Raw genomic sequence first — 19732 nt, 5'->3', positions numbered from 1 at the left:
GAGGAAATCATGTTAACTTATTTGATCGTAATTGTTGTACTAGCCTTACTTTTTGATTTCATCAATGGATTTCACGATACAGCCAATGCGATTGCCACATCCATTTCTACGCGCGCCCTCAGTCCGCGGGTAGCTATCGCCATGGCAGCGACGTTAAACTTTGTTGGTGCGATGGTATCCTCCAAAGTTGCCAAAACGGTAGGAGGCAGCATCGCAAACCCTGCCCAAATTGCCAATGGCGTTGAAATCGTAATCGCAGCCCTGCTCGCGGCGATTATATGGAACCTACTGACATGGTATCTTGCGATTCCCTCCTCTTCTTCCCACACCCTGCTCGGAGCCCTTGCCGGTGCAGTGATCGCCGGTGCCGGTGTGAACGCGGTTAATTGGAGCGGTTTTACGCAAATCATTATCATATTGATTCTTTCGCCGATCATTGCCTTTGCCCTTGGTTACCTCATTATGCTTTTAATCAAGTACATCGTCATTTGGTCCGGCAATACGTCCAGATCCAAGCTTAATCGCGTTTTCAGGACTTTGCAGATTATTTCTGCCGGGTTGCTCTCCTACTCGCATGGCGGTAACGACGCACAGAAAGCGATGGGCATTATCGTATTCGGTCTGGTCGCAGCCGATGTTCAAACGACGCTGGACGTTCCGCTTTGGGTTAAAATTTCAGCGGCACTAGCAATGGGTCTGGGAACTTCGATCGGTGGCTGGAAAATCATCAAGACCGTATCCGGGAAAATTGTCAAAATCGAGCCGATTAACGGATTCGCATCCGATCTCACATCGTCACTTGTCATTCAATTCTCCACCCATATCGGAAAACCATTATCCACAACACATGTTATTTCCTCCGCGATTATTGGGACAGGCAGTGTCATGCGTTTCCATGAAGTTCAATGGGGAACCGTCAGCCGCATGTTGATTACTTGGGTCATTACCATACCGATCAGCATTGCGCTCGCATACTCCATATACTTCCTTATTTTCAGATTGATCTTCTAAATACAGAAAAACCGTCAGGGAATACTGACGGTTTTTTTTATTTCTTAGTCTAAATAGTACGCCAAACTTTGCAGCTCCGTTGTAAAATCCGCATAATGCACGCGAACTTCCGGAGGAACCTTAATAATGACCGGCGCAAAGTTCAGAATAGCTTCAATGCCGCAAGCAACAAATTGATTGGCCACATTTTGAGCTTCGCTCGCAGGTACCGTTATAATCCCGATACGTACGCCTAACTCCGATAGAACAGCCTTCATTTCCCCCATCGGTTGAACCGTCAAATTATTAATCGTCTCTCCGGCTTTGGAGGGCATCGCATCAAAAACAGCGACAATTTTCATATCGTTTCGCAGATAAGTATTATAATTGCATAATGCGCGGCCAAGATTCCCCGCTCCGACAAGAGCCACCTGGATATGGCGGTCCAGCTTGAGGATCTGTCTTATTTTTTCGATCAAATAAGCAATATCGTATCCGATGCCTTTTTTACCGAACTCGCCGAAATAGGCCAAATCTTTACGAATCTGGGCCGGATTCAGATCAAGTTTTTGACCCAAATCCTGCGAAGATACCGTTGCGACATTTTTCATGGCAAGCTCGTTCAGGAACCGTAGATAGATGGGCAGCCTGCGAACAACTGCTTCCGATATTTTTTGTGATTTCATTTCTACGCCTCCCCCATCCACTGCTCAATCCTTGGTAACATTTGTTCCGTTGTCATATGCTCGATTTTGGGTCCTGGCAGGGAGTAGAGGAAGTGCTTGCCATAGAAGGTTTCGATGACACGCGTATCGTAGATGATCACAATCCCTTTGTCAGATGCACGTCTAACTAACCGGCCGAAGCCTTGTTTAAATCGAATGACCGCCTGCGGCACAGAAAATTTCATAAACGGGTTCTCGTTCCGTTTCTTAATATTTTCGCATTTGGCCTCAACGAGCGGATGATTCGGAGGTTGGAACGGCAGCCGGATAATGGCCAAGCAGCTTAGCGCATCTCCAGGAATGTCTACACCTTCCCAAAATGAACTCGTGCCAAGCAGCACGCACATCTTGTTATCCTGGAACATTCGGGTTAATTTACTGCGATTGCCGCTGTCTACCCCTTGGCCAAGCACAGTAATCCCATAAGCTTTCAAGTAGTCTTTCATCCCGGCATAAATTTGTTTGAGCATCCGATTGGATGTGAACAAGATCAGCATTCGACCTTTGGTCACGATAGCGACTTCACTTAAGGATTCAATGAGGGATGCAATGAAAACGGGATCCCCAGCTCCCTTAATCGTAGGAAAATCTCTTGGAATAACAACCAAAGCTTGCTCACGATAGTTAAAAGGAGAAGGCAATTGAACCGTTTTGAGCTTACCGCTCTCTTCATCCTGCGGAATCACTAGGCCCAATTGATCAGCGGAGTATTGAAAGGATTTATTCACGGACAATGTTGCCGAGGTCATGATGATGCTTTCTTTTGTCTCAAAGAAATGCTGCTGAAGCAAGCCGCTGACGTCCGTCGGTACTGAGATCAGCTGAAGCGACTTCGCCCTGGCGTACGTCCCTGCTTCCATCCAGTAGACATAACCTTCATCCGCCATTTTCATAAAGAAATGCAGGGCATCTCGATGCTCATAGAGCTCTTTCACGGTGCCGTTAAGATCCGTCACTAAGCCTTGAACCCCGAACACGTCCTGATGCTCCTTCACATCGCTTAACAATTTATCAAGCGTGCGAAGCAAATCATTCGCGTTCAGATAAATGTTGTCCTCCATTGTCAGCAGCTCGTGCCAATTAGCAGGCAATGTCTCCGGCTTCATGCGCAGGACATACGAGGAATTCTCCGTTTGCGACGGATCGCTTTTGGACGACAGCAGCTCATAAAGCGATTCGCTCAGCCGGTCCCAATCCTCTTTGATTTGCACGATTTTTGGGAAAAGGCCGTCAATCGTATGACTCCATCCCGCTGCGCGTTCTTGCTGCTCATCCGATTTCCGCAGTCGGAACCGCAGCATCGGCAGCTGCCCGCTCCGATTATCTTTGTAAAGCCAGGTCAAGGAATGATACATCGCTGAGGAATGCAGCTCGATTCCAAGATGTTTACTCGCCACTTCTTCGAAATGATGTGCCTCATCAATCACAAGGTGCTTGTAAGCCGGCAGGAGGCGGTTCTCCGCCTTCATATCGGTAAATAGAAGGGAATGATTCGTGATGATCACATCAGCCGTATTGGCGTCATTACGCGCGCGATGATAGAAGCACTTTTTGTACCATGGGCACATCCGGTTTAGACACGAGTCTGTATCGCTGGCTACCGAATACCAGAATTGAGCGCCTTTATTCCCAAAATGGATTTCCTCTTCATCCCCATGTTCCGTTTCGCTCAGCCAAACGACCATTTGTGCCGCTGTGATCGGGTCCTCTTTGCCATTCTCGTAATCCCGCGTTGTCAATTTCGTCTCAAATTTGCGCAAGCACAAATAGTGACTTCTTCCTTTGAGCACTGCCGCCTTAAAAGGAACTGGAAATATCTCTTTCAGCAGCGGAATATCCCGCTCTCTGAGCTGCTCTTGCAGGTTAATCGTGTGCGTGGAGACAACTACTTTCTTCTCATATTTGATGCCATAATAAAGAGCTGGTATCAAATACCCAAGCGATTTCCCTGTGCCCGTTCCGGCCTCAATCATCAAGTGTTGATCGTTCTCCAGCGATTTCTCCACTTCGTAGATCATCTGCTCTTGCGATTCCCGCTCTTCGAAAATCTCAAACTTCTGCTGAAGCGCCAGCTTCAAGCCTTGATGAAATTGTTGGAAAGAGGCGCCTAATCCATCTTCATCCGAAGGTCCGCGGATGTCATCCTCTTCGCCCCAATCGGTGACATTCAGCGTAAATTGGCGGAAATAACGATTCGTATCCGTATCAATGCTCGTAATCGATTCTTTATATAAACATATTTCGTCCAAAAACCAACCCAAATCGCTGGAGCTATTCTCAAAAATATGCTGCAACCGCTGGACCGTAAGGAGAGGCAGTCCAATCAGCCTTTCCAGACATCTGATCCAGATTTCAGCAGTAACCTCTGCGTCGCTGTCAGCCTGATGAGGCCGTTCATGGTCAATGCCAAACAAACCGGCTACCATGCTCAATTGAAGACTGGAAATCGATGGGAATAATATGCGGAGCATATCCATCGTATCCAGTACTCGGCCTGAGAATGGCGGGTACCCGGTTTTGGTCAGTCCCCTTTGCAAAAAAGAAACGTCAAATGCCGCATGGTGCGCCACAAGCACGCAATCAAACAAGAGTGGGAACATATCCGACATCACTTGATCAAGCGTGGGAGCATCTGCAACCATCTCATCCGTAATGCCAGTAAGTGTCGTAATGGAAGAAGGTATACCCATCCCTGGATGAACCAGAGAAGTATACCTGTCGATAATTTGAAATTGATCTATAATGACCAGTCCAACTTGGATGATCTCATCCGTAGGCTGACTTCCTGTCGTTTCAAAATCCAAAACTGCAAATTTCATGACGTGTATCTTCAATCCCTTCGTCCTGCACTTCTCCTAGCATACCAAATCTTATTAGGAAAAGGGAATACCTGATCGCCATATTGGTTTCAGGACTCGTCCAGATTGATGAGAGGCTCCATACATGAGGGGTCGGTATGGTACGCTTTTTGAAAATACTCGAAAGCTTTTTCTATATTCTGATTCTGCACCTGTATGACTCCCATGGCGTTGTAGGAAATAGCTTTCATCTTGGAATTATCCGTTAGAGGCAGGAGGAATTTGAAGTGCCTGTACGCCTCTCCAAACTCCCCTTTACGCAGATGCCCCATCGCCAAATAGACCCTCGCCAACAAAAAATCAGGCTGCCTGCGAATCAAGACCTCAAACTCTTTGATCGCTTGATCATACATATAAAGCTTGTAGTACCCTTGCCCCCGGACAAATTCATCCGTTTGTTTCCCGGACAGATCAAGATCCATCAGTTCTTTATGAAGGGTTTGGGTACTGATCGGCACGGCCCCATAGAACTTTCCCAGTTTCTCCTCAAAAAGCAGCCACGCCTCAATGAACTCATCACTCATTGTTTTCAACACTTGCAACTGTTCGTCAAGCTCCGCTCTTTTCTCCACATCACTATTCGGATATTCTTTTTGGATTTCTTCCAAAACCTCGTTCATTGTGGAAAATAAATGCTTAAACATTTGGCATCCCACCTTTGCTTCGAAAGCTTACCCTCATTCTTTGTAAACAGAGCCGATTTCATGCATGGAAAGGACCATCTTAAAGGATGGTGGAATGCTCCTCTTCTTTTAACAATTGGGCAACTTTATTATTTGCTCCCATGATTGCAACCGTTGGTTGATGCTTCTTGGCTTCTTCGTCCGTCATCATGGCATACGTCATAATAATGACCGTATCTCCTTCTTGCACTAAACGTGCCGCGGCACCGTTCAAACAGACGACTCCTGTCCCGCGTGGGCCTGCAATGATATACGTTTCAAGGCGTGCCCCGTTATTGTTATTCACGATTTGCACTTTCTCATTGGGCAGCATGTCAACAAGATCAAGCAAATCCTCATCAATCGTGATGCTTCCAATATAGTTCAAATTCGCTTCTGTTACGGTAGCGCGGTGGATCTTAGCTTTCATCATTGTGCGAAACATAAACTTCACTTCCTCAATTGTATAATGACATTATCGATTAGACGTGTTTTGCCGAATTTAACGGCAAGGGCAAGAATGATTGAATGGGTATGAGTGCTGTTCTCAAAAGGTTCCAACGTCGGAAATGCAAGTACTTCCGCATAATCAATTACGGCCAACGGCGCTGTCGCGATATGCTTCCTAACCAGGCTTTCAAGCTCGGCGGTATTGAAGTTAGGGCGAGACAGTACGAATTCCTTTGCTTTATCCAAAGCTTGCGACAAGACTAACGCTTGCTTCCGTTCTTCGTCTGAAAGGTACACATTGCGTGAACTCATGGCGAGACCATCTTGTTCGCGCAGGGTTGGGCAAGGGACGATTTCGACCGGCAAATTCAGATCCTGCACCATCTGCTGAATGACGGCAACTTGCTGGGCATCCTTCAGCCCAAAAAAGGCTTGATCCGGCTGTACGATATGAAAGAGCTTGCTAACCACAGTCGCAACGCCGTCGAAGTGCCCCGGCCTCGAAGCCCCGCAGAGCCTCGAGGTAAGCCCTGACACGGCAACCGTCGTCCGTGTCGGGGTCGGATACATTTCACTCACAGAGGGCATAAAAACAAGATCAGCGCCGGCTGCCTCCGCCACCTCGAGGTCCCGCTCCGTATTGCGCGGATATCGCTCAAAATCCTCCCCAGGTCCAAATTGCAGCGGATTGACGAAAATGCTTAGAACAACAAGCCCGCTCTGTGACCGCGCTTTGCGCAGCAAGCTGGCGTGGCCCTCGTGTAAATACCCCATCGTAGGCACAAAACCTACAGATCCATCATTCTTACGTCGGTATTCCCGAATACGGGAACGCAAATCGGCAATCGAATGAATCACTTCCATCGTCTGGATCGCTTTCATGGCCGCTCACTACTCCTTATCGCCGTACAAATATTGAACTACATCATTATCCATGTGGAACGTATTTTCCTGTGAGGGGAACGTCCGCTCTTTCACTTCTTTTACATACTCACGAATGCCCTCACGGATAGTTTCCCCGATATTCGCATAAGCTTTTACAAACTTTCTGGGCGCACTGTCAGAACCATACTGCAAAAGATCATGGTAGACCAGAACTTGCCCATCGCAGTGAACCCCTGACCCAATGCCTATTGTCGGGATCGACAACTGTTTGGAAATCCATTCGGCCAGCTCATCGGTAACCAGTTCCAGCACAATCGCGAAAGCTCCCGCTTCCTCGATGGCTTTCGCATCGCTAAGCAGCTTCTCTGCTTGCTCGGAGCTGCGGCCTTGTACGCGGAAACCGCCGAGTTGATGAACCGACTGCGGGGTTAAGCCAAGATGGCCGACAACAGGCACCCCAGCCTCTGTGATCGCTTTGACCGTTGCCGCGATCTCAGCTCCGCCTTCCAGCTTCACCGCTTTCGCGCCACCTTCTTGCATTAGGCGGGCGACACCTTTGAGGGTAGTATCCAAGCTTCCGTGGTACGTAAAGAATGGCATATCCGCTACGATAAACGTGTTCGAAGCCCCGCGTACGGCAGCACGTGTATGATATACCATGTCATCGAGCGTCACAGGCAGTGTCGAATCATACCCCAACACAACATTTCCCAGTGAATCTCCAACGAGGATCACGTCAACGCCGGCTTCTTCCGACAAGCGAGCTGACGGGTAATCATAAGCGGTTACCATCGTAATCGGTATACCGTCTTGCTTCATTTTTCTCATTCTGGCTGTTGTTAGCGGCTTTCGCTTTTCCATTTGTATCCCAGCTTCCTCATATAAAATAAAAAAACCTTTTAGCTAAGAGCTAAAAGGATCGCATGCAGAAAGAATCCAATGATTCTTCTGTCTCGGTCCCGTAGGCTCAGAGCAGAATCCAACCTCTTGTTTACTCATTATTTGGCTGAGTTGAACATGTTACTACGCTTGAATAGCAGCAAGTGCAGTTCCTTTAAGGATACCGCCTCGTTACTCAATTATACCAAATATAGCTTCCAATTGATACCTTAACTTTTCTAACGCAGTTCAATATCGCCGGAATAAACTTTGATTCTTTCTCCGTCCCCTTTAATCACCGTTAACGCGCCAGTGTCATCCAAAGAGTCTGCAATACCCTCAATTACACCCATAGGTGTGTGCGTGCGGATAGGACGCTTGAGCGTGACACTCAAAGCTTCCCAAAGCAATCGGATCGGGGAGAAACCTTCTTGCAAATACAAAGCATACAGATCTTCGAATTCTAGAAGAAAGGCTTGCACCAACGTTTCTCTTTTGATTTCCGTTCCAGATTCTATCGCCAAGGAAGTTGCAATTGAACGCAATTCCTCCGGATAGTCTTCGACTTTCAAATTCACGGAGATCCCAATCCCGGCAATGACATATTTCAGCCGCTCATCCTCGCCGCTGCTTTCCAGCAAAATACCGCTGACTTTCTTCCCCTTGATCAGCAAATCATTCGGCCATTTGATCCCAATGTCCACGCGGCATACTTTCTGAATCGCCCGACAGAGGGCGACCGCGCTCAGCAAGGTTAGCTGCGGCATGAAATAAACTGGCACCTTTGGCGTCAGCACCAGACTCATCCAGATCCCTTTGCCTGCCGGAGAATGCCACGCACGCCCCATTCGGCCGCGCCCGGCTGTTTGTGCCTCGGCAAGCACAAGCGTGCCTTCAGAAGCTCCTGAAGCTACCAGGGCGTGCGCAATTGTCTGAGTGGAGTCTACTTCTCCGTACACATGCACTTTTTGCCCGAGCACTTTCGTCTTCAATCCTTGCAGCAGCTCGGTTATCTGCCATTTATCCGGTTTGCTCACCAACCGATATCCTTTGCGAGGTGCTGCCTCAAATTCATAACCGGCAGCCCGCAGCTCTTCGATATGCTTCCAAATCGCCGTACGGCTCACATTTAATCTTCGGCTGATCTCCTCTCCAGACACATAAGCTTCCGGAGTCTCTTGAAACAGTTCTAAAATCCGCTCATTCATCTTTTTCACTCCATTTAAAGACTAGTTGGAAAAACAAAAGTAAAAAACCACGCGCACTGCTACTTTGCAGCACGCGCGGCTTGTAAAAGCATTTCTCGCTCGTTCGGCAATTCCCCGAGCGCGGTTCGTTCCAGCAGGTCCTGCAGCAGCTTGCCCATCCAAGGGCCCGGCTGCATGCCCAGCTCCGACGCCAAATCCTTGCCGGATATGGCGAGTTCCTTCAGGCTGAAGCAAGGTACCTCGCTCAGCCACTCCTCCCCGCGGCTTACCAGCTCCGGCGCGGTGGTTTCAAGAAACAGCGCGAGCTCGCCGCGCTGATCGGCTATGGGCTGCAGCGCACGCAGCAGCCGCAGCAGCGCGCGGGCGGCGGCTACGCCGCGGCGCACCGCGCCAAGCTTCCAGACCCGCTCCAGCGGAGCAGGGTCTGCAGGTGAGACGGCCACTGCTTCGCGCAGGGCCAGCACAGCCTCTACCGCGTCGCCGTCGGCGCGGGAGAAGGTCAGCTCCTGGAGGGCCGTGCGGACTACGTCCGCCGGCACCTCCAAGAGCATCAGCAGCATGGACCAGCGGTCATGCTGCTCTTCCAGCGCGCTGACCGCGTCCAGCGCGTCATCCCAGGCGAGCCAGCGCTCAAAAGGCAGCGGAAGCTGCTTTTTGAGATGCGCCGTCAGGCGGCTCGCCAGGAGCAGCCGGACCGCCCGCGCAGGGGCTGGGCCGTCAATCATGCGCTGGAGCTCGCTGCGCACGCGCTCCATGGCGATGTGGCGCAGCAGCGGAGCTTGCGCAAGCAGCGCCTGCCACGTGCTCTCCTCGACCCGCAGGTCATAGGTCGAGGCAAAACGAATGCAGCGAAGCATGCGCAGCGCATCTTCGCCGAAACGTTCCTCCGCTTTGCCTACGCAGCGGAGCACGCCTAAAGCGAGATCTTTTTGCCCTGCAAACGGATCGATCACTAGGCCCCCGCGGTCCATCGCCATCGCGTTCATGGTGAAATCGCGCCGCTTCAGATCCTCCGTCAAGTCGGAGATATAGGCGACGGAAGCCGGGCGGCGAAAGCCCTCATACTCCGCCTCCTGGCGGAACGTCGTCACTTCATACGTCCCCTGCTGCAGGATGACAGTGACCGTTCCGTGCTGAAGCCCTGTCGGCGCCGTCCGCGGGAAGCAGGCAATCACCTGCTCCGGCAAGGCTGACGTTGCGATATCAATATCTTTAATCGGTCGATCAAGCACGGCATCCCGTACGCAGCCGCCTACGAGGTAAGCTTCATAACCTGCCTCCGTAAGCTTAGCCAGCACATAGGACGCACCACGATCTTCCTCCAAAATTTTTCCAGCATCCAACATGTTACTCCTAACCAGCTTGCATCCTCTTATTGACAGGACGAGGCTGTAATCCGGTGAGATTCCGGAAGTTCTCTTCCCAATACGCGATAATAAATTTCTTCATACTGCTGTGTGGTGATATCATTACAAAACGTGTATCTGGCACGGTCCAAACAATTTTGCACTACTTGCTCATACAGTACTTGGTTGCTAAGCAGGTTCACGACATGATCCGCCATCGCATTCGTATCGCCGACCTCGGCTAGATAACCGGTTTCCCCATGAGTAATCAGCTCTGGAATACCTCCTGCATTCGAACCTATGGTTGGTACACCGCAAGCCATAGCTTCCAGGGCGACCAATCCGAAGCTTTCTTTCTCGGAAGGCAGGAGCATGACATCAGCCAAAGAAATGACCTGTGATACGTCATCCTGCTTGCCACAGAACGTGACCTTATCGCTAAGACCCATTTCCTTCACCTTGGCAATCATTTTAGACAAATCAGGACCTTCTCCGACAAACAGAAGCCTTGAAGGAATTCTCTTGCTTACATTCGCAAAGATATCCACGACATCCTGAACGCGTTTGACCGGTCTGAAATTGGAAATATGAATGAGGATCTTCTCTTCCGGTCTGGCAAACTCACCACGAAGTTTCGTAACGTCTCTTGGGTAATACACCCTTTTATCAACAAAGTTATAGGTCAAATCGATATCACGTTCAATATCCAGTAATTCCCTAGTTTCCTTAATTAAATCCTTCGATACTGCCGTAACCGCATCGCTCTCATTAATCGCATATTGAATTAAATCTGAAATGGATTGATCTTGGCCAAGCACAGTGATATCCGTTCCGTGAAGGGTAGTGACGACCTTCAGCTTGCTGCCAACCATTTGTTTGGCAAGCAGTGCACATACCGCATGAGGAATGGCGTAGTGAACATGAAGCAGGTCAAGCTCTTCCATCTTGGCCACTTGGGCAAGTTTGCTTGCAAGGGAAAGATCATAAGGCGGGTAGCGGAATACATAATACTGACTGACTTCCACTTCATGATAAAATATATTTTTATGGAATTTACCCAGGCGAAACGGCATGCTGTGCGTAATAAAATGAACCTCATGCCCTTTTTCGGCAAGCAGCTTGCCGAGTTCTGTTGCTACAACGCCTGAACCGCCTAACGTCGGATAACACGTAATTCCAATTTTAAGTTTATCGCTTTTAAGTTTATCGCTCATTTTGCACCTCTTTTCCAGATCAATCGAATCGATCTACCACCATAGGCAGTTTAGAAACAAAACCCTCTGCATACTGCAGCATCCGTTTTTGTCCCAATAAATGGTCACGGGCCACGACACGTTCTACATAACCTTGATTCAGCGGTGTCGCTACGGTACCTTGCCCCGTTGTAAACTGCGAACGATAAGCGCTCAGCGCAGCTTTTTTGGTCTCATAATAGTCGGTTACATTGACAATAAAATCAGCTTCATACACATCATTTATAAAATAAAAATACATGTTCTCCACATGGACTGGATCAGACTCCGGCAAATATTTGCGCAGTTTGGCATTAAAGACAGCTTCTTGAACAAGCGCCGAGCAAGCAATATGATCGGGATGGCGATCCTGCCAATAAGGAGCGAAGACGATTCTAGGTTTGTATTTTCGAATTTCCGCCGTAATACGTTCGATATGATCGGGAGTCACGAACAAGCCACGATCCGGTAATCCCAGATTCGTTCGCACGGTCAATCCTAGCTGTTGTGCCGCTTGCTCCGCTTCTTCTTTCCTCGTCTCGACCGTCCCATTGGAGGACATCTCTGCGTAGGTTAGATCACAAATACCCACCCGGTAGCCGAGTGAGGTATGCTTCGCAATCGTCCCGGCCATTCCAATCTCGGCATCGTCTGCATGTGCGCCAAAAATAAGAATATCTAATTGTTCACTCATCTTATTCAAGACCCGGTTTATATTTATGTACGAGTTCTCTCCAGGCAAAATCCCCGCGATCCAGCGCTTTAACGAGAATTTCCGCCGTGGCAATATTGGTGGCGCATGGGATTCCTTGAACATCGCATAAACGCAATAAAGCAATGATATCCGGCTCATGCGGCTGCGCCATTAACGGATCACGTAAAAAGATGATTAAATCCATTTCATTTTGAGCAACCAAAGCACCGATTTGTTGGTCACCGCCAAGTGGACCCGACATAAAGCGATGGACATTGAGTTTAGTATTATCCATGATTCTCTGTCCTGTCGTGCCTGTTCCATATAAGTTATGACCTACAAAGACATGTTCATACGCCGTAACGAAATTGACCATCTCATCTTTTTTACGGTCGTGAGCGATTAGCGCGATATTTAACATTCTGACTTCCACTCCCCTAGGTCTTTCTTAATCTATAAAATGTTCGAATCCATAAATCATACCGCTATATGTCATTACTTTGCGAACAGCAATCGCTACTCCCGGCATGTAGGCAGCACGGTCATAAGAGTCATGTCTAATCTTAAGTGCCTGCCCTTGTTCAGCCATAATGACTTCCTGTTGAGCAAAAATACCCGGCAGACGTACGCTATGTATTCTAAACCCATTGTAATACCCGCCGCGCGAACCTTCAATCGTTTCTTCTTCTTTCGGATTCCCCTGTCGGATCTCTTCTCTTACTTCAGAGATCAGTTCAGCGGTTTTCACGGAAGTTCCTGAAGGCGCGTCCAGCTTCTGGTCACCGTGATACTCGATAATTTCCAAGTGAGGAAAGTATTTCGACGCTTGCGCAGCAAATTTCATCATCAGAATCGCTCCAATGGAAAAGTTAGGAGCAATAATTCCACCGATTCCTTTATCCTGACACTGCTTGTCCAACTCAGCAATATCCTGCGGAGTAAAACCGGTAGTCCCCATTACGGGACGAATCCCCAACTGAATCGCTAAACTGGTATGCGAAAAGGCCGTGTGCGGACCCGTAAAATCAACTAATACATCCGGTTTGGATTCGGTTAGCGCAAGCTCCAAATCGTTGCTCATTTTGACGCCGCATTCTTCAAATCCTACCATTCTTCCAAGATCAATTGGGCCTGAGGAGCGGTCTACCCCCGCCACTAATTCCATATCGGACTCCGTGAGCACGGTCTTAACGACCTCTCTCCCCATTCTTCCACTTGCCCCAATGACAGCTACTCGAATTTTACGATCCATGACGATGTTTCTCCTTTGTGTATGTTTCAGACTCTATTTTTCATCTTTTGCTGGTAGCGAGCAGCCTGCTGCTTAGCTAGTTCGTGATTCGGCTCCAGTCGAACGGCTTCCATGACCGTTTGATAAGCTCTCCCGTAATCATTTCGGAAAGCGAAGGCTTCCCCAAGTATTAGATAAGCTTCAATCGTCAAGGGATCGAGCACAATCGCTTCCTTCAGCAAGAAAATCGCTCGTTCCGCATGTTCAGATTCTGTGCTTAACTGCCTGCGAGCTTTATCGACTAATTCTCTGGCATGCAGCACTTGCAAATGATAACGGTACACTTGATTATCTTGTTCCAACTGAGTAGCTATTGACGCGTGTTCAATGGCATTGCTCAGCTTATTGCTTCTTCCATAAGTTATCGATAGTTTGTAGTGATAGGCAGCATTGTCGGGTTCTGCGATTATCGCTTTTTCAAACCATTCGATGGCTTTTTCGAAGTCTTGTGAAAGTATAGATTCGTACGCTTTCTGTATTTGATCTTCTCCATTCATCTGCCCATCCTCCTTATCGAAAGAGAGTCTCCCTTCAGAGGGGATGGTATAGTTTATGAAGCTTATGTAATTTCGGTGTTAATTTTAGTCCATCTACCCGCATCTCTCGTATTGAACTTATGCATGATTTTATCATGCGCTTCCGTCAAATCAATCCCCAGTGAGTTCGCGAAACAGATCGTAATAAACATAATATCGCCGAGTTCCAACTCAATGGAGTTGTCCGCTTCCGTGCTTTTTTTCGGTTTCTCACCGTAAGTATGGTTCACTTCGCGGGCTAACTCTCCCACTTCTTCGGACATTCTTGCGAGCATAGCTAGAGGACTGAAATATCCTTCCTTGAACTGGGAAATATAAGTATCGACTTCTTTCTGTATATCTTTCAGCGTGCGTTCCGACATGTTCACCCTTCTTTCCTTCTTCTTCACCAAGATATCATTACTATGTTAAACTAAACAAGAAAAGTTGACAAATTTTTTTGACAGAACCGAAGTATGAGGTTTGGAGGAAACGAAATGATTTTCAAGGAAAGATTATCCGATCAGTTTACAAATGTACTTGCCATTACGATTGGCACCGCAATTTATGCATTTGGTTTACATTACTTTGTTATTTCAAATGAGCTCATGGAAGGCGGCGTTACGGGTGTAGCTCTGCTGCTGAAATATGTGTTTAACGTTCCTCCATCCATATCAACCTTATTATGTAATATCCCCTTATTTTATCTCGGGTGGCGTGTTTTCGGAAAAGGCCCGATGCTGTACACGATTTATGGCGTAGTATCCTTATCGTTTTTCCTCTGGGTGATGGAACAGCTCATACATAACAATTGGATAATCCCATTTCATACCACCCAGGATTACTTTCTGGCTACATTATATGCCGGGCTTACACTAGGCACCGGACTTGGCTTAGTCTTCCGGTTCGGCGGCACGACAGGCGGCTCAGACATCCTGGCACGTATCGGAAATAAGAAGAGGGGTTGGAGCGTCGGGCAAGTCATTTTAATTATTGACGTTATCGTCATTGGATCTTCCTTTCTCTATTTGCCGAAGGAAAAAGTCCTCTACTCACTCGTAGCCGTCTTTGTTACATCTCGCCTCATTGATTACATTTCCGAAGGCGCTCATGCTGCCAAGGCTTTTACGATCATAAGCGATCAAGCCGTGCCGTTATCTGAAGCAATTACGAAGGAATTAGACAGAGGCGTAACTTTGTTCCCTGCCAGGGGCGCATATTCGGGTAACAACAAAGAAGTATTGTATTGCGTCGTATATCGCCATGAAACAAGACGTCTTCGCGAGCTCATCCAATCCATCGATGCTCGCGCTTTTATCATCATTGGGGAAGTCCATGACGTAATAGGCGAGGGCTTTAAAGCACAATAAAAAGGTTGAGCAGATTTGGCTATCTGCTCAACCTTTTATGTTAATCGCCAAATTCCTGTTCCCGCTCTCTCGAATGTTTGATTGGAACGATGTGCCGACCGGATTGGTACATTCGCCACCCCACGAAAGATAAAACGCTGATGATGATCAGTCCAATCCCAGCAGACCAGATGATCGGATGTTTAGGATCCGTGATAGGGACAAAAGCTATGGCATCTTTGTTTTTCAAAAATAATTCGTCCAGCACTTGGCCCAAATGGTCCAGTCCTGTTTCCACTTGACGGCCAATCATCGGTTGGCTGTTAATGTTTTTCCTTAAAAACACAATGACAGAGTCAAGCTTCTCGACAGAGGAAGCATCTCTGCTAATCAGTAATGATGGATGAATAATGGCAATATGCTGAGAAAGCTTACCGAAATCCGCAATGCTCTCTTGCTGTTTGCCAGCTTTGACAGCTTGTGTTAATGCAGCCGTGTCATTTTGCAGTACTTTATAATATTGCAGCCACATAGGCTGATTTTTATGGGTTAGGGCATCCGTTGCAAGCCGAATTTTGGCTACAGCCATTTGAGCTTCTTCCGGTGAGTAACTCGCGGCGCTATAGACTCTCTTGGCCTGTGTAATTGTTTCGGTAAGCGCATTAAGCCCTTCTACGGAGGTTATTCCTTCAAATTGTATCTTTGGAATTTGATCTGACATTTGCATCAGCTTATTCCGGGCCTCAAGCACTTGGCCGTCCATCGTTTGCTTGTACATTTCATCAGCAATTTGATTCAAGAACTCAACCCGCTTCAATTGTTCCGGATCTACGGGTTTAGCAGCTTGTCCTATCGTGCTGGTGCTGGCTGCGCATGCAGAGCTTATACTTACGACTGCTGCCATCAAAAGCGTGGCCGTCAGCCGTTTAATTCCCCCGGTAAACATAAACATGGGACATCCCCTCCTTCACCATCATCATATGGAGGTTCGTCCCAATTTAGACCATCGGTTATGTAATTATCGTTGTTTCTTCTGACGTAAACCCAAACAGATGAATGCTATCGAAATACCTATAATACTTAAGGAGATTGTAAATCCTTCTATCGTTCTATAGTAGTTGTTTACAAGCACTTCAGGCAATCTGGGGAATACCCCTCGTTCATAATCCATGAAGTCGTTCCACAGTGTCCAGCAGGCAACAAGCAGGATAGCCGGTATTCGGTAAGTATACCATCGAACAAACAATAACGCTTCCACTGCCATTGCCAAATGCGAACACGTAAGCATCCAGCCATCCCAGCCAACAGGAACATCCAGCCAAGCGCCTGCCCAAATCATGGTAACGGCCCATACGCCATATTTAAATGAAGTAATAAGAGCAAAGGCTTCCACAAAGCCTCTAATGGCTTTATACACTTTCCCCGCCTGGCTGCCCCGTGAGCGGTCTATTAGTAAGTAGCCAACCGACAAAGTAAAGAATAAACTGGCCGTTGGGCTATCTGGTACAAAATAGACGTACCAGAGCGGTTTTTCGGCTATGGTGTCCACCATTTGAAGCCAATACCACTCATAACCATACACAGTTCCAAGCAGATTAGTAATGAAAAACAGCCACAGCATCGTTTTGCTTAACAAAAAATCCTTACTCCAAAAATATGAAATGGACATGCCTTGATGCAAGTAAGCTCCTCCTCCGGTGATTTAAAAAAACCTGACCGCTTTCGCGATCAGGTTTCCCTATTTTATTGGGCTTTTTGTTTGGATAACCACTCAGCAAGTTTCGTGATATCGGCATCTGTTAAACCTTTATCAATGTTCGCTTGGTATTGTTTACCCATGTTACCCTTACCGTTTTTGATAATGTTCAAAATCTCATCTTGCGGATGTTTGTCACCTACGCCAAGGAGCGCAGGTACGCCAGAAGCCGGCATCCCTTTAAGTCCAGCACCATGACAGGACAAGCAAGTTGCTTTTTTGTAGATTTCAGCACCCGGATCATCTGCTGCTACGATAGCAGGAGCTTTCTTCGTATCCTTCGCCGCGCCGCCGCCAGCAGCTGCGCCTTTGTTAGCGTGCAATTCTTCTTCACGCTTGATGTGCTCAGGAATGATGTTTTTCTCTTTCAACTCAAATTGGTAGTGATCCCAAGATGTGTACGTCAGGTATGTACAAGCGATTAGAGATAAAATCATCAAGCTTGAAGCAATTGGTCTTCTGTAGAAGCGACGCTCTTTGCCTGTATCCAAGAAAGGAGCCAGCATCAAGCCACCGAACAGCAAACCAGGAACAACAACCGCTCCAAGTACTACGTAATCCCCGGATGTATACGGGTATTTCAACAATTGATACATGAACAAGAAGTACCAGTCAGGCATCGGAATAAACGCTGTATTCTTAGGATCCGCAGGATAACCTAGCGGAGCCGGATCGGACATGACTAACACTAGCATACCGACTAGTACAACGACCCCTACCATCCACTCTTTTAACAAGAAGTTTGGAATGAAGGCTTCCGATTTTCCCGGATACGCAGAGTAATCGCGAGGGATTAATCTTTGTTCTTGTGTTTTCTTAATTACGCGGGAATCCCCAACGTAAACGATTTTCTCGTCTGACTTATGACCATGCGCCACGCTATTCGCCCCTCCCTAATTTATAGCGGTCCGGAAATACCTTGTTTGCGAATCATGAAGAAGTGTCCAGCAAGCAAAGCGAGCAGAACGCCAGGCAGGAAGAACACGTGAATGGCAAAGAAACGAGTTAGTGTTTGCGCACCAACGATGCTTCCGCCTTGCAGCAACGTTTCAATGTACGGACCCGCTAAAGGTACGGACGCTGCAATTTTCATACCTACTTGTGTAGCAAAGTATGCTTTGTTATCCCATGGAAGCAGGTATCCCGTAAAACCTAGACCTAACATAACGAAGAAAATGAGCATGCCTACTACCCAGTTCATTTCACGTGGTGCTTTGTAAGAACCTGTGAAGAACACGCGCAGGGTATGTAAGAACATCATTACGATAACTAAACTAGCTCCCCAGTGGTGCATACCTCTGACGATAACACCGAAAGCTACTTTATGTTGTAAGTAGTCAACGCTTGCATAAGCATTGATGATATCAGGTGTGTAATACATCGTTAAGAACATACCTGATAAGATTTGAATGACTGTAATGAAAAACGTCAATCCGCCGAAGCAATACACGAAAGCGGAAAAATGATGAGCAGGGTTTACGTGTTCTGGAACCTCATGATCTGCTACATCCCTCCACATAGGCGTAATATCAAGACGTTCGTCAATCCAGTTGTATACGTTTTTAAACATCTGATTGTGACGCCTCCTTATACTCTTGTGTTAGCATGCAGTTGTCCCACATAAACGAACCCGTTCTCAACTTTGGTTGTGTATTCATCCAATGGTTTAGGTGCGACAGCAAGGTTTTTACCATCTTGCGTGTAGTGAGCACCATGACAAGGACAGAAATACTGATCTTTGTAAGCCGGGTTATCATTCCAGTTGACCGTACATCCAAGGTGCTTACAAGTAGGATTCAATGCAAAGAGCTTGCCGCTGCTGTCTTTGGAAATCCACGCAACCAATTCAGCGTCACTTTCGTACCAGCCATCCACTTGATGAACTTGGAACGTAAACGATTGTGGAACATTTGTAATTTTACTTTCTTCGACAACTTTAACCCAATCTGATTCTGACTTCTTCTGAAGCACAGGATCTACCGCAAACCGAATCATCGGAATAATGATGCCGGCCCCCATGAATCCTCCAGCGCCACCCAGGGTGTAGGATAGAAATTGTCGACGAGACATTTCGCGTTTAGTCCCGGGTTTCTTCCCATGCTGTTCTTCATTGTGATTGTTATGATCACTCATTCTCAGGTCTACCCTCCTACATTGGCCGATGTCCAACCCTCTCGGACGTCAGTTACCTCTATCACGTGTCGTTCGACATTACACTACATAACTAGGACATTACTAATAATATCCTACGACTACTAGGTCGTCAAGAATCCAGAACTCCTTTTGAGCCATTGAAAACTTGGCGTTTGGACAAATTTTAACGAAATTGTCACAACTTTTTGGCAGCCAATGTACGCCATTACTTCCCTTATCCTGTGCATTTTTTTTTCCAATAATACACTTACCAGCTAAAGTTAATCACTATGCTGCCATAAGTGCTGAACTTGCTTAGAAATACTTGCTTTGATCTGTTCGGCTTTGCTCTCCCACTGCTCCATGTCGACAGCGATCAACAAATCGGTTTGATCTGCCTTCCAGCTTGCAGCTTCCGTATGTATGGTCAGTACGATGACGTAGCGGAATCCCATCCTTTTTAAATGAAGAGAAAGGGCTTCTAGCTGGTCCCTCATGCTCACCGCCGTCATATAATGAAGCGCCGGGTACGTTACTACCCTACCTTTGTATGGAATTTCGATGGTTTCCAGTGCATCTCGGAGCTGTTCCAACGCCAAAGTTACTTGTGCGGGGTCTTCGAATCCGGTCAACCCCGTTACTGGCAGCAAACATGTGTCCAAGTATGGTTTTAAATCGTACCATTCTTGCGCAGAAATCTCATTAAACTTCAACCGTGCTTCCCCCTCTATCTTTTACCAAAAATGCGTTTGCTATGTA

At 47.4% G+C, this 19732-nt stretch carries 22 protein-coding genes; 2 read left to right on the top strand and 20 right to left on the bottom strand.

The annotated features are described in order from the left end of the window. Positions 1-9: 9 nt before the first annotated feature. The gene (locus PCH02S_RS07130; RefSeq protein WP_127451450.1) at positions 10-1011 is read left to right on the top strand and encodes an inorganic phosphate transporter; all 1002 of its coding nucleotides are present in this window, start codon (positions 10-12) and stop codon (positions 1009-1011) included. A gap of 44 nt (positions 1012-1055) precedes the next feature. On the opposite strand, the gene PCH02S_RS07125 is transcribed toward PCH02S_RS07130, so the two are convergent. The 14 genes from PCH02S_RS07125 to PCH02S_RS07060 all read right to left on the bottom strand — a co-directional run bounded on the left by PCH02S_RS07125 (position 1056) and on the right by PCH02S_RS07060 (position 14118). Then, entirely contained in the window at positions 1056-1676 is a 621-nt protein-coding gene (locus tag PCH02S_RS07125) for a redox-sensing transcriptional repressor Rex (RefSeq protein WP_127451448.1), read from the bottom strand. A gap of 2 nt (positions 1677-1678) precedes the next feature. Continuing rightward, on the bottom strand, positions 1679-4534 hold the full coding sequence (gene dinG / locus PCH02S_RS07120; protein ID WP_127451446.1) for an ATP-dependent DNA helicase DinG: 2856 nt from the start codon (positions 4532-4534) through the stop codon (positions 1679-1681). 89 nt (positions 4535-4623) lie between these two features. Next, positions 4624-5217, bottom strand: coding sequence for a tetratricopeptide repeat protein (locus PCH02S_RS07115; protein WP_127451445.1), 594 nt, complete (start codon positions 5215-5217; stop codon positions 4624-4626). Positions 5218-5296: 79 nt separating this feature from the next. Next, positions 5297-5680, bottom strand: a complete 384-nt coding sequence (gene panD / locus PCH02S_RS07110; RefSeq protein WP_127451443.1) for an aspartate 1-decarboxylase — start codon at positions 5678-5680, stop codon at positions 5297-5299. A gap of 5 nt (positions 5681-5685) precedes the next feature. Then, entirely contained in the window at positions 5686-6549 is an 864-nt protein-coding gene (panC, locus tag PCH02S_RS07105) for a pantoate--beta-alanine ligase (RefSeq protein ID WP_127451815.1), read from the bottom strand. Positions 6550-6576: 27 nt separating this feature from the next. Beyond that, a complete protein-coding gene (gene panB / locus PCH02S_RS07100; RefSeq protein WP_127451441.1) occupies positions 6577-7431 on the bottom strand; it encodes a 3-methyl-2-oxobutanoate hydroxymethyltransferase in 855 nt (284 codons plus the stop codon). Positions 7432-7688: 257 nt separating this feature from the next. Then, positions 7689-8657: a biotin--[acetyl-CoA-carboxylase] ligase gene (locus tag PCH02S_RS07095; RefSeq protein ID WP_127451439.1), complete on the bottom strand. Its 969-nt coding sequence runs from the start codon at positions 8655-8657 to the stop codon at positions 7689-7691. Positions 8658-8716: 59 nt separating this feature from the next. Next, entirely contained in the window at positions 8717-10003 is a 1287-nt protein-coding gene (locus PCH02S_RS07090) for a CCA tRNA nucleotidyltransferase (protein ID WP_127451437.1), read from the bottom strand. 26 nt (positions 10004-10029) lie between these two features. Next, positions 10030-11217, bottom strand: coding sequence for an N-acetyl-alpha-D-glucosaminyl L-malate synthase BshA (bshA, locus tag PCH02S_RS07085; RefSeq protein WP_127451435.1), 1188 nt, complete (start codon positions 11215-11217; stop codon positions 10030-10032). Positions 11218-11236: 19 nt separating this feature from the next. After that, complete coding sequence (gene bshB1, locus PCH02S_RS07080; RefSeq protein WP_127451433.1) at positions 11237-11929, bottom strand: bacillithiol biosynthesis deacetylase BshB1; 693 nt, start codon at positions 11927-11929, stop codon at positions 11237-11239. A 1-nt stretch (position 11930) separates the two neighbouring features. Then, on the bottom strand, positions 11931-12350 hold the full coding sequence (locus tag PCH02S_RS07075) for a methylglyoxal synthase (RefSeq protein WP_127451431.1): 420 nt from the start codon (positions 12348-12350) through the stop codon (positions 11931-11933). A gap of 27 nt (positions 12351-12377) precedes the next feature. Then, a complete protein-coding gene (gene dapB, locus PCH02S_RS07070) occupies positions 12378-13181 on the bottom strand; it encodes a 4-hydroxy-tetrahydrodipicolinate reductase (RefSeq protein WP_127451429.1) in 804 nt (267 codons plus the stop codon). 26 nt (positions 13182-13207) lie between these two features. Next, complete coding sequence (locus PCH02S_RS07065) at positions 13208-13717, bottom strand: tetratricopeptide repeat protein (RefSeq protein ID WP_127451813.1); 510 nt, start codon at positions 13715-13717, stop codon at positions 13208-13210. Positions 13718-13779: 62 nt separating this feature from the next. Then, on the bottom strand, positions 13780-14118 hold the full coding sequence (locus PCH02S_RS07060; protein WP_127451427.1) for a nucleotide pyrophosphohydrolase: 339 nt from the start codon (positions 14116-14118) through the stop codon (positions 13780-13782). Between the two features lie 114 nt (positions 14119-14232). Here PCH02S_RS07060 and PCH02S_RS07055 point away from each other — a divergent pair, with 114 nt between their 5' ends. Then, complete coding sequence (locus PCH02S_RS07055; RefSeq protein WP_127451425.1) at positions 14233-15105, top strand: YitT family protein; 873 nt, start codon at positions 14233-14235, stop codon at positions 15103-15105. A gap of 40 nt (positions 15106-15145) precedes the next feature. Here the strand turns inward: PCH02S_RS07055 and PCH02S_RS07050 are convergent, their stop codons facing one another. From PCH02S_RS07050 to PCH02S_RS07025, 6 genes are all read right to left on the bottom strand, one after another. Further along, complete coding sequence (locus PCH02S_RS07050) at positions 15146-16036, bottom strand: sporulation protein YpjB (protein ID WP_127451423.1); 891 nt, start codon at positions 16034-16036, stop codon at positions 15146-15148. 66 nt (positions 16037-16102) lie between these two features. After that, on the bottom strand, positions 16103-16765 hold the full coding sequence (locus PCH02S_RS07045) for a DUF1405 domain-containing protein (RefSeq protein WP_307719925.1): 663 nt from the start codon (positions 16763-16765) through the stop codon (positions 16103-16105). A gap of 62 nt (positions 16766-16827) precedes the next feature. Next, on the bottom strand, positions 16828-17718 hold the full coding sequence (locus PCH02S_RS07040; protein WP_127451421.1) for a menaquinol-cytochrome c reductase cytochrome b/c subunit: 891 nt from the start codon (positions 17716-17718) through the stop codon (positions 16828-16830). 20 nt (positions 17719-17738) lie between these two features. Further along, positions 17739-18410: a menaquinol-cytochrome c reductase cytochrome b subunit gene (gene qcrB / locus PCH02S_RS07035; RefSeq protein WP_127451419.1), complete on the bottom strand. Its 672-nt coding sequence runs from the start codon at positions 18408-18410 to the stop codon at positions 17739-17741. Positions 18411-18427: 17 nt separating this feature from the next. Then, positions 18428-18973 (bottom strand): QcrA and Rieske domain-containing protein, encoded by a 546-nt coding sequence (locus PCH02S_RS07030; protein ID WP_127451417.1) that lies wholly within the window; start codon positions 18971-18973, stop codon positions 18428-18430. Between the two features lie 281 nt (positions 18974-19254). Beyond that, positions 19255-19686 carry a DUF2487 family protein gene (locus PCH02S_RS07025; RefSeq protein WP_127451415.1) on the bottom strand — a complete coding sequence of 144 codons (432 nt, stop codon included), beginning with the start codon at positions 19684-19686 and terminating at the stop codon, positions 19255-19257. Positions 19687-19732 lie beyond the last annotated feature (46 nt).

It is taken from the genome of Paenibacillus chondroitinus NBRC 15376 (assembly GCF_004000765.1).
GTDB lineage: Bacteria > Bacillota > Bacilli > Paenibacillales > NBRC-103111 > Paenibacillus_E > Paenibacillus_E chondroitinus.
This window is presented reverse-complemented; position numbering and strand designations above follow the sequence as displayed.

What these genes read in the sequence shown, in the direction of transcription:
- PCH02S_RS07060 (WP_127451427.1), bottom strand. Translation starts at nt 14,118, where the DNA reads ATGTCGGAACGCACGCTGAAAGATATACAGAAAGAAGTCGATACTTAT.
- PCH02S_RS07095 (WP_127451439.1), bottom strand. Translation starts at nt 8,657, where the DNA reads ATGAATGAGCGGATTTTAGAACTGTTTCAAGAGACTCCGGAAGCTTAT.
- PCH02S_RS07090 (WP_127451437.1), bottom strand. Translation starts at nt 10,003, where the DNA reads ATGTTGGATGCTGGAAAAATTTTGGAGGAAGATCGTGGTGCGTCCTAT.
- PCH02S_RS07050 (WP_127451423.1), bottom strand. Translation starts at nt 16,036, where the DNA reads ATGTTTATGTTTACCGGGGGAATTAAACGGCTGACGGCCACGCTTTTG.
- panD (WP_127451443.1), bottom strand. Translation starts at nt 5,680, where the DNA reads ATGTTTCGCACAATGATGAAAGCTAAGATCCACCGCGCTACCGTAACA.
- panB (WP_127451441.1), bottom strand. Translation starts at nt 7,431, where the DNA reads ATGGAAAAGCGAAAGCCGCTAACAACAGCCAGAATGAGAAAAATGAAG.
- PCH02S_RS07075 (WP_127451431.1), bottom strand. Translation starts at nt 12,350, where the DNA reads ATGTTAAATATCGCGCTAATCGCTCACGACCGTAAAAAAGATGAGATG.
- PCH02S_RS07125 (WP_127451448.1), bottom strand. Translation starts at nt 1,676, where the DNA reads ATGAAATCACAAAAAATATCGGAAGCAGTTGTTCGCAGGCTGCCCATC.
- bshB1 (WP_127451433.1), bottom strand. Translation starts at nt 11,929, where the DNA reads ATGAGTGAACAATTAGATATTCTTATTTTTGGCGCACATGCAGACGAT.
- PCH02S_RS07115 (WP_127451445.1), bottom strand. Translation starts at nt 5,217, where the DNA reads ATGTTTAAGCATTTATTTTCCACAATGAACGAGGTTTTGGAAGAAATC.
- panC (WP_127451815.1), bottom strand. Translation starts at nt 6,549, where the DNA reads ATGGAAGTGATTCATTCGATTGCCGATTTGCGTTCCCGTATTCGGGAA.
- PCH02S_RS07130 (WP_127451450.1), top strand. Translation starts at nt 10, where the DNA reads ATGTTAACTTATTTGATCGTAATTGTTGTACTAGCCTTACTTTTTGAT.
- PCH02S_RS07065 (WP_127451813.1), bottom strand. Translation starts at nt 13,717, where the DNA reads ATGAATGGAGAAGATCAAATACAGAAAGCGTACGAATCTATACTTTCA.
- PCH02S_RS07055 (WP_127451425.1), top strand. Translation starts at nt 14,233, where the DNA reads ATGATTTTCAAGGAAAGATTATCCGATCAGTTTACAAATGTACTTGCC.
- PCH02S_RS07030 (WP_127451417.1), bottom strand. Translation starts at nt 18,973, where the DNA reads ATGAGTGATCATAACAATCACAATGAAGAACAGCATGGGAAGAAACCC.
- bshA (WP_127451435.1), bottom strand. Translation starts at nt 11,217, where the DNA reads ATGAGCGATAAACTTAAAAGCGATAAACTTAAAATTGGAATTACGTGT.
- dinG (WP_127451446.1), bottom strand. Translation starts at nt 4,534, where the DNA reads ATGAAATTTGCAGTTTTGGATTTTGAAACGACAGGAAGTCAGCCTACG.
- qcrB (WP_127451419.1), bottom strand. Translation starts at nt 18,410, where the DNA reads ATGTTTAAAAACGTATACAACTGGATTGACGAACGTCTTGATATTACG.
- dapB (WP_127451429.1), bottom strand. Translation starts at nt 13,181, where the DNA reads ATGGATCGTAAAATTCGAGTAGCTGTCATTGGGGCAAGTGGAAGAATG.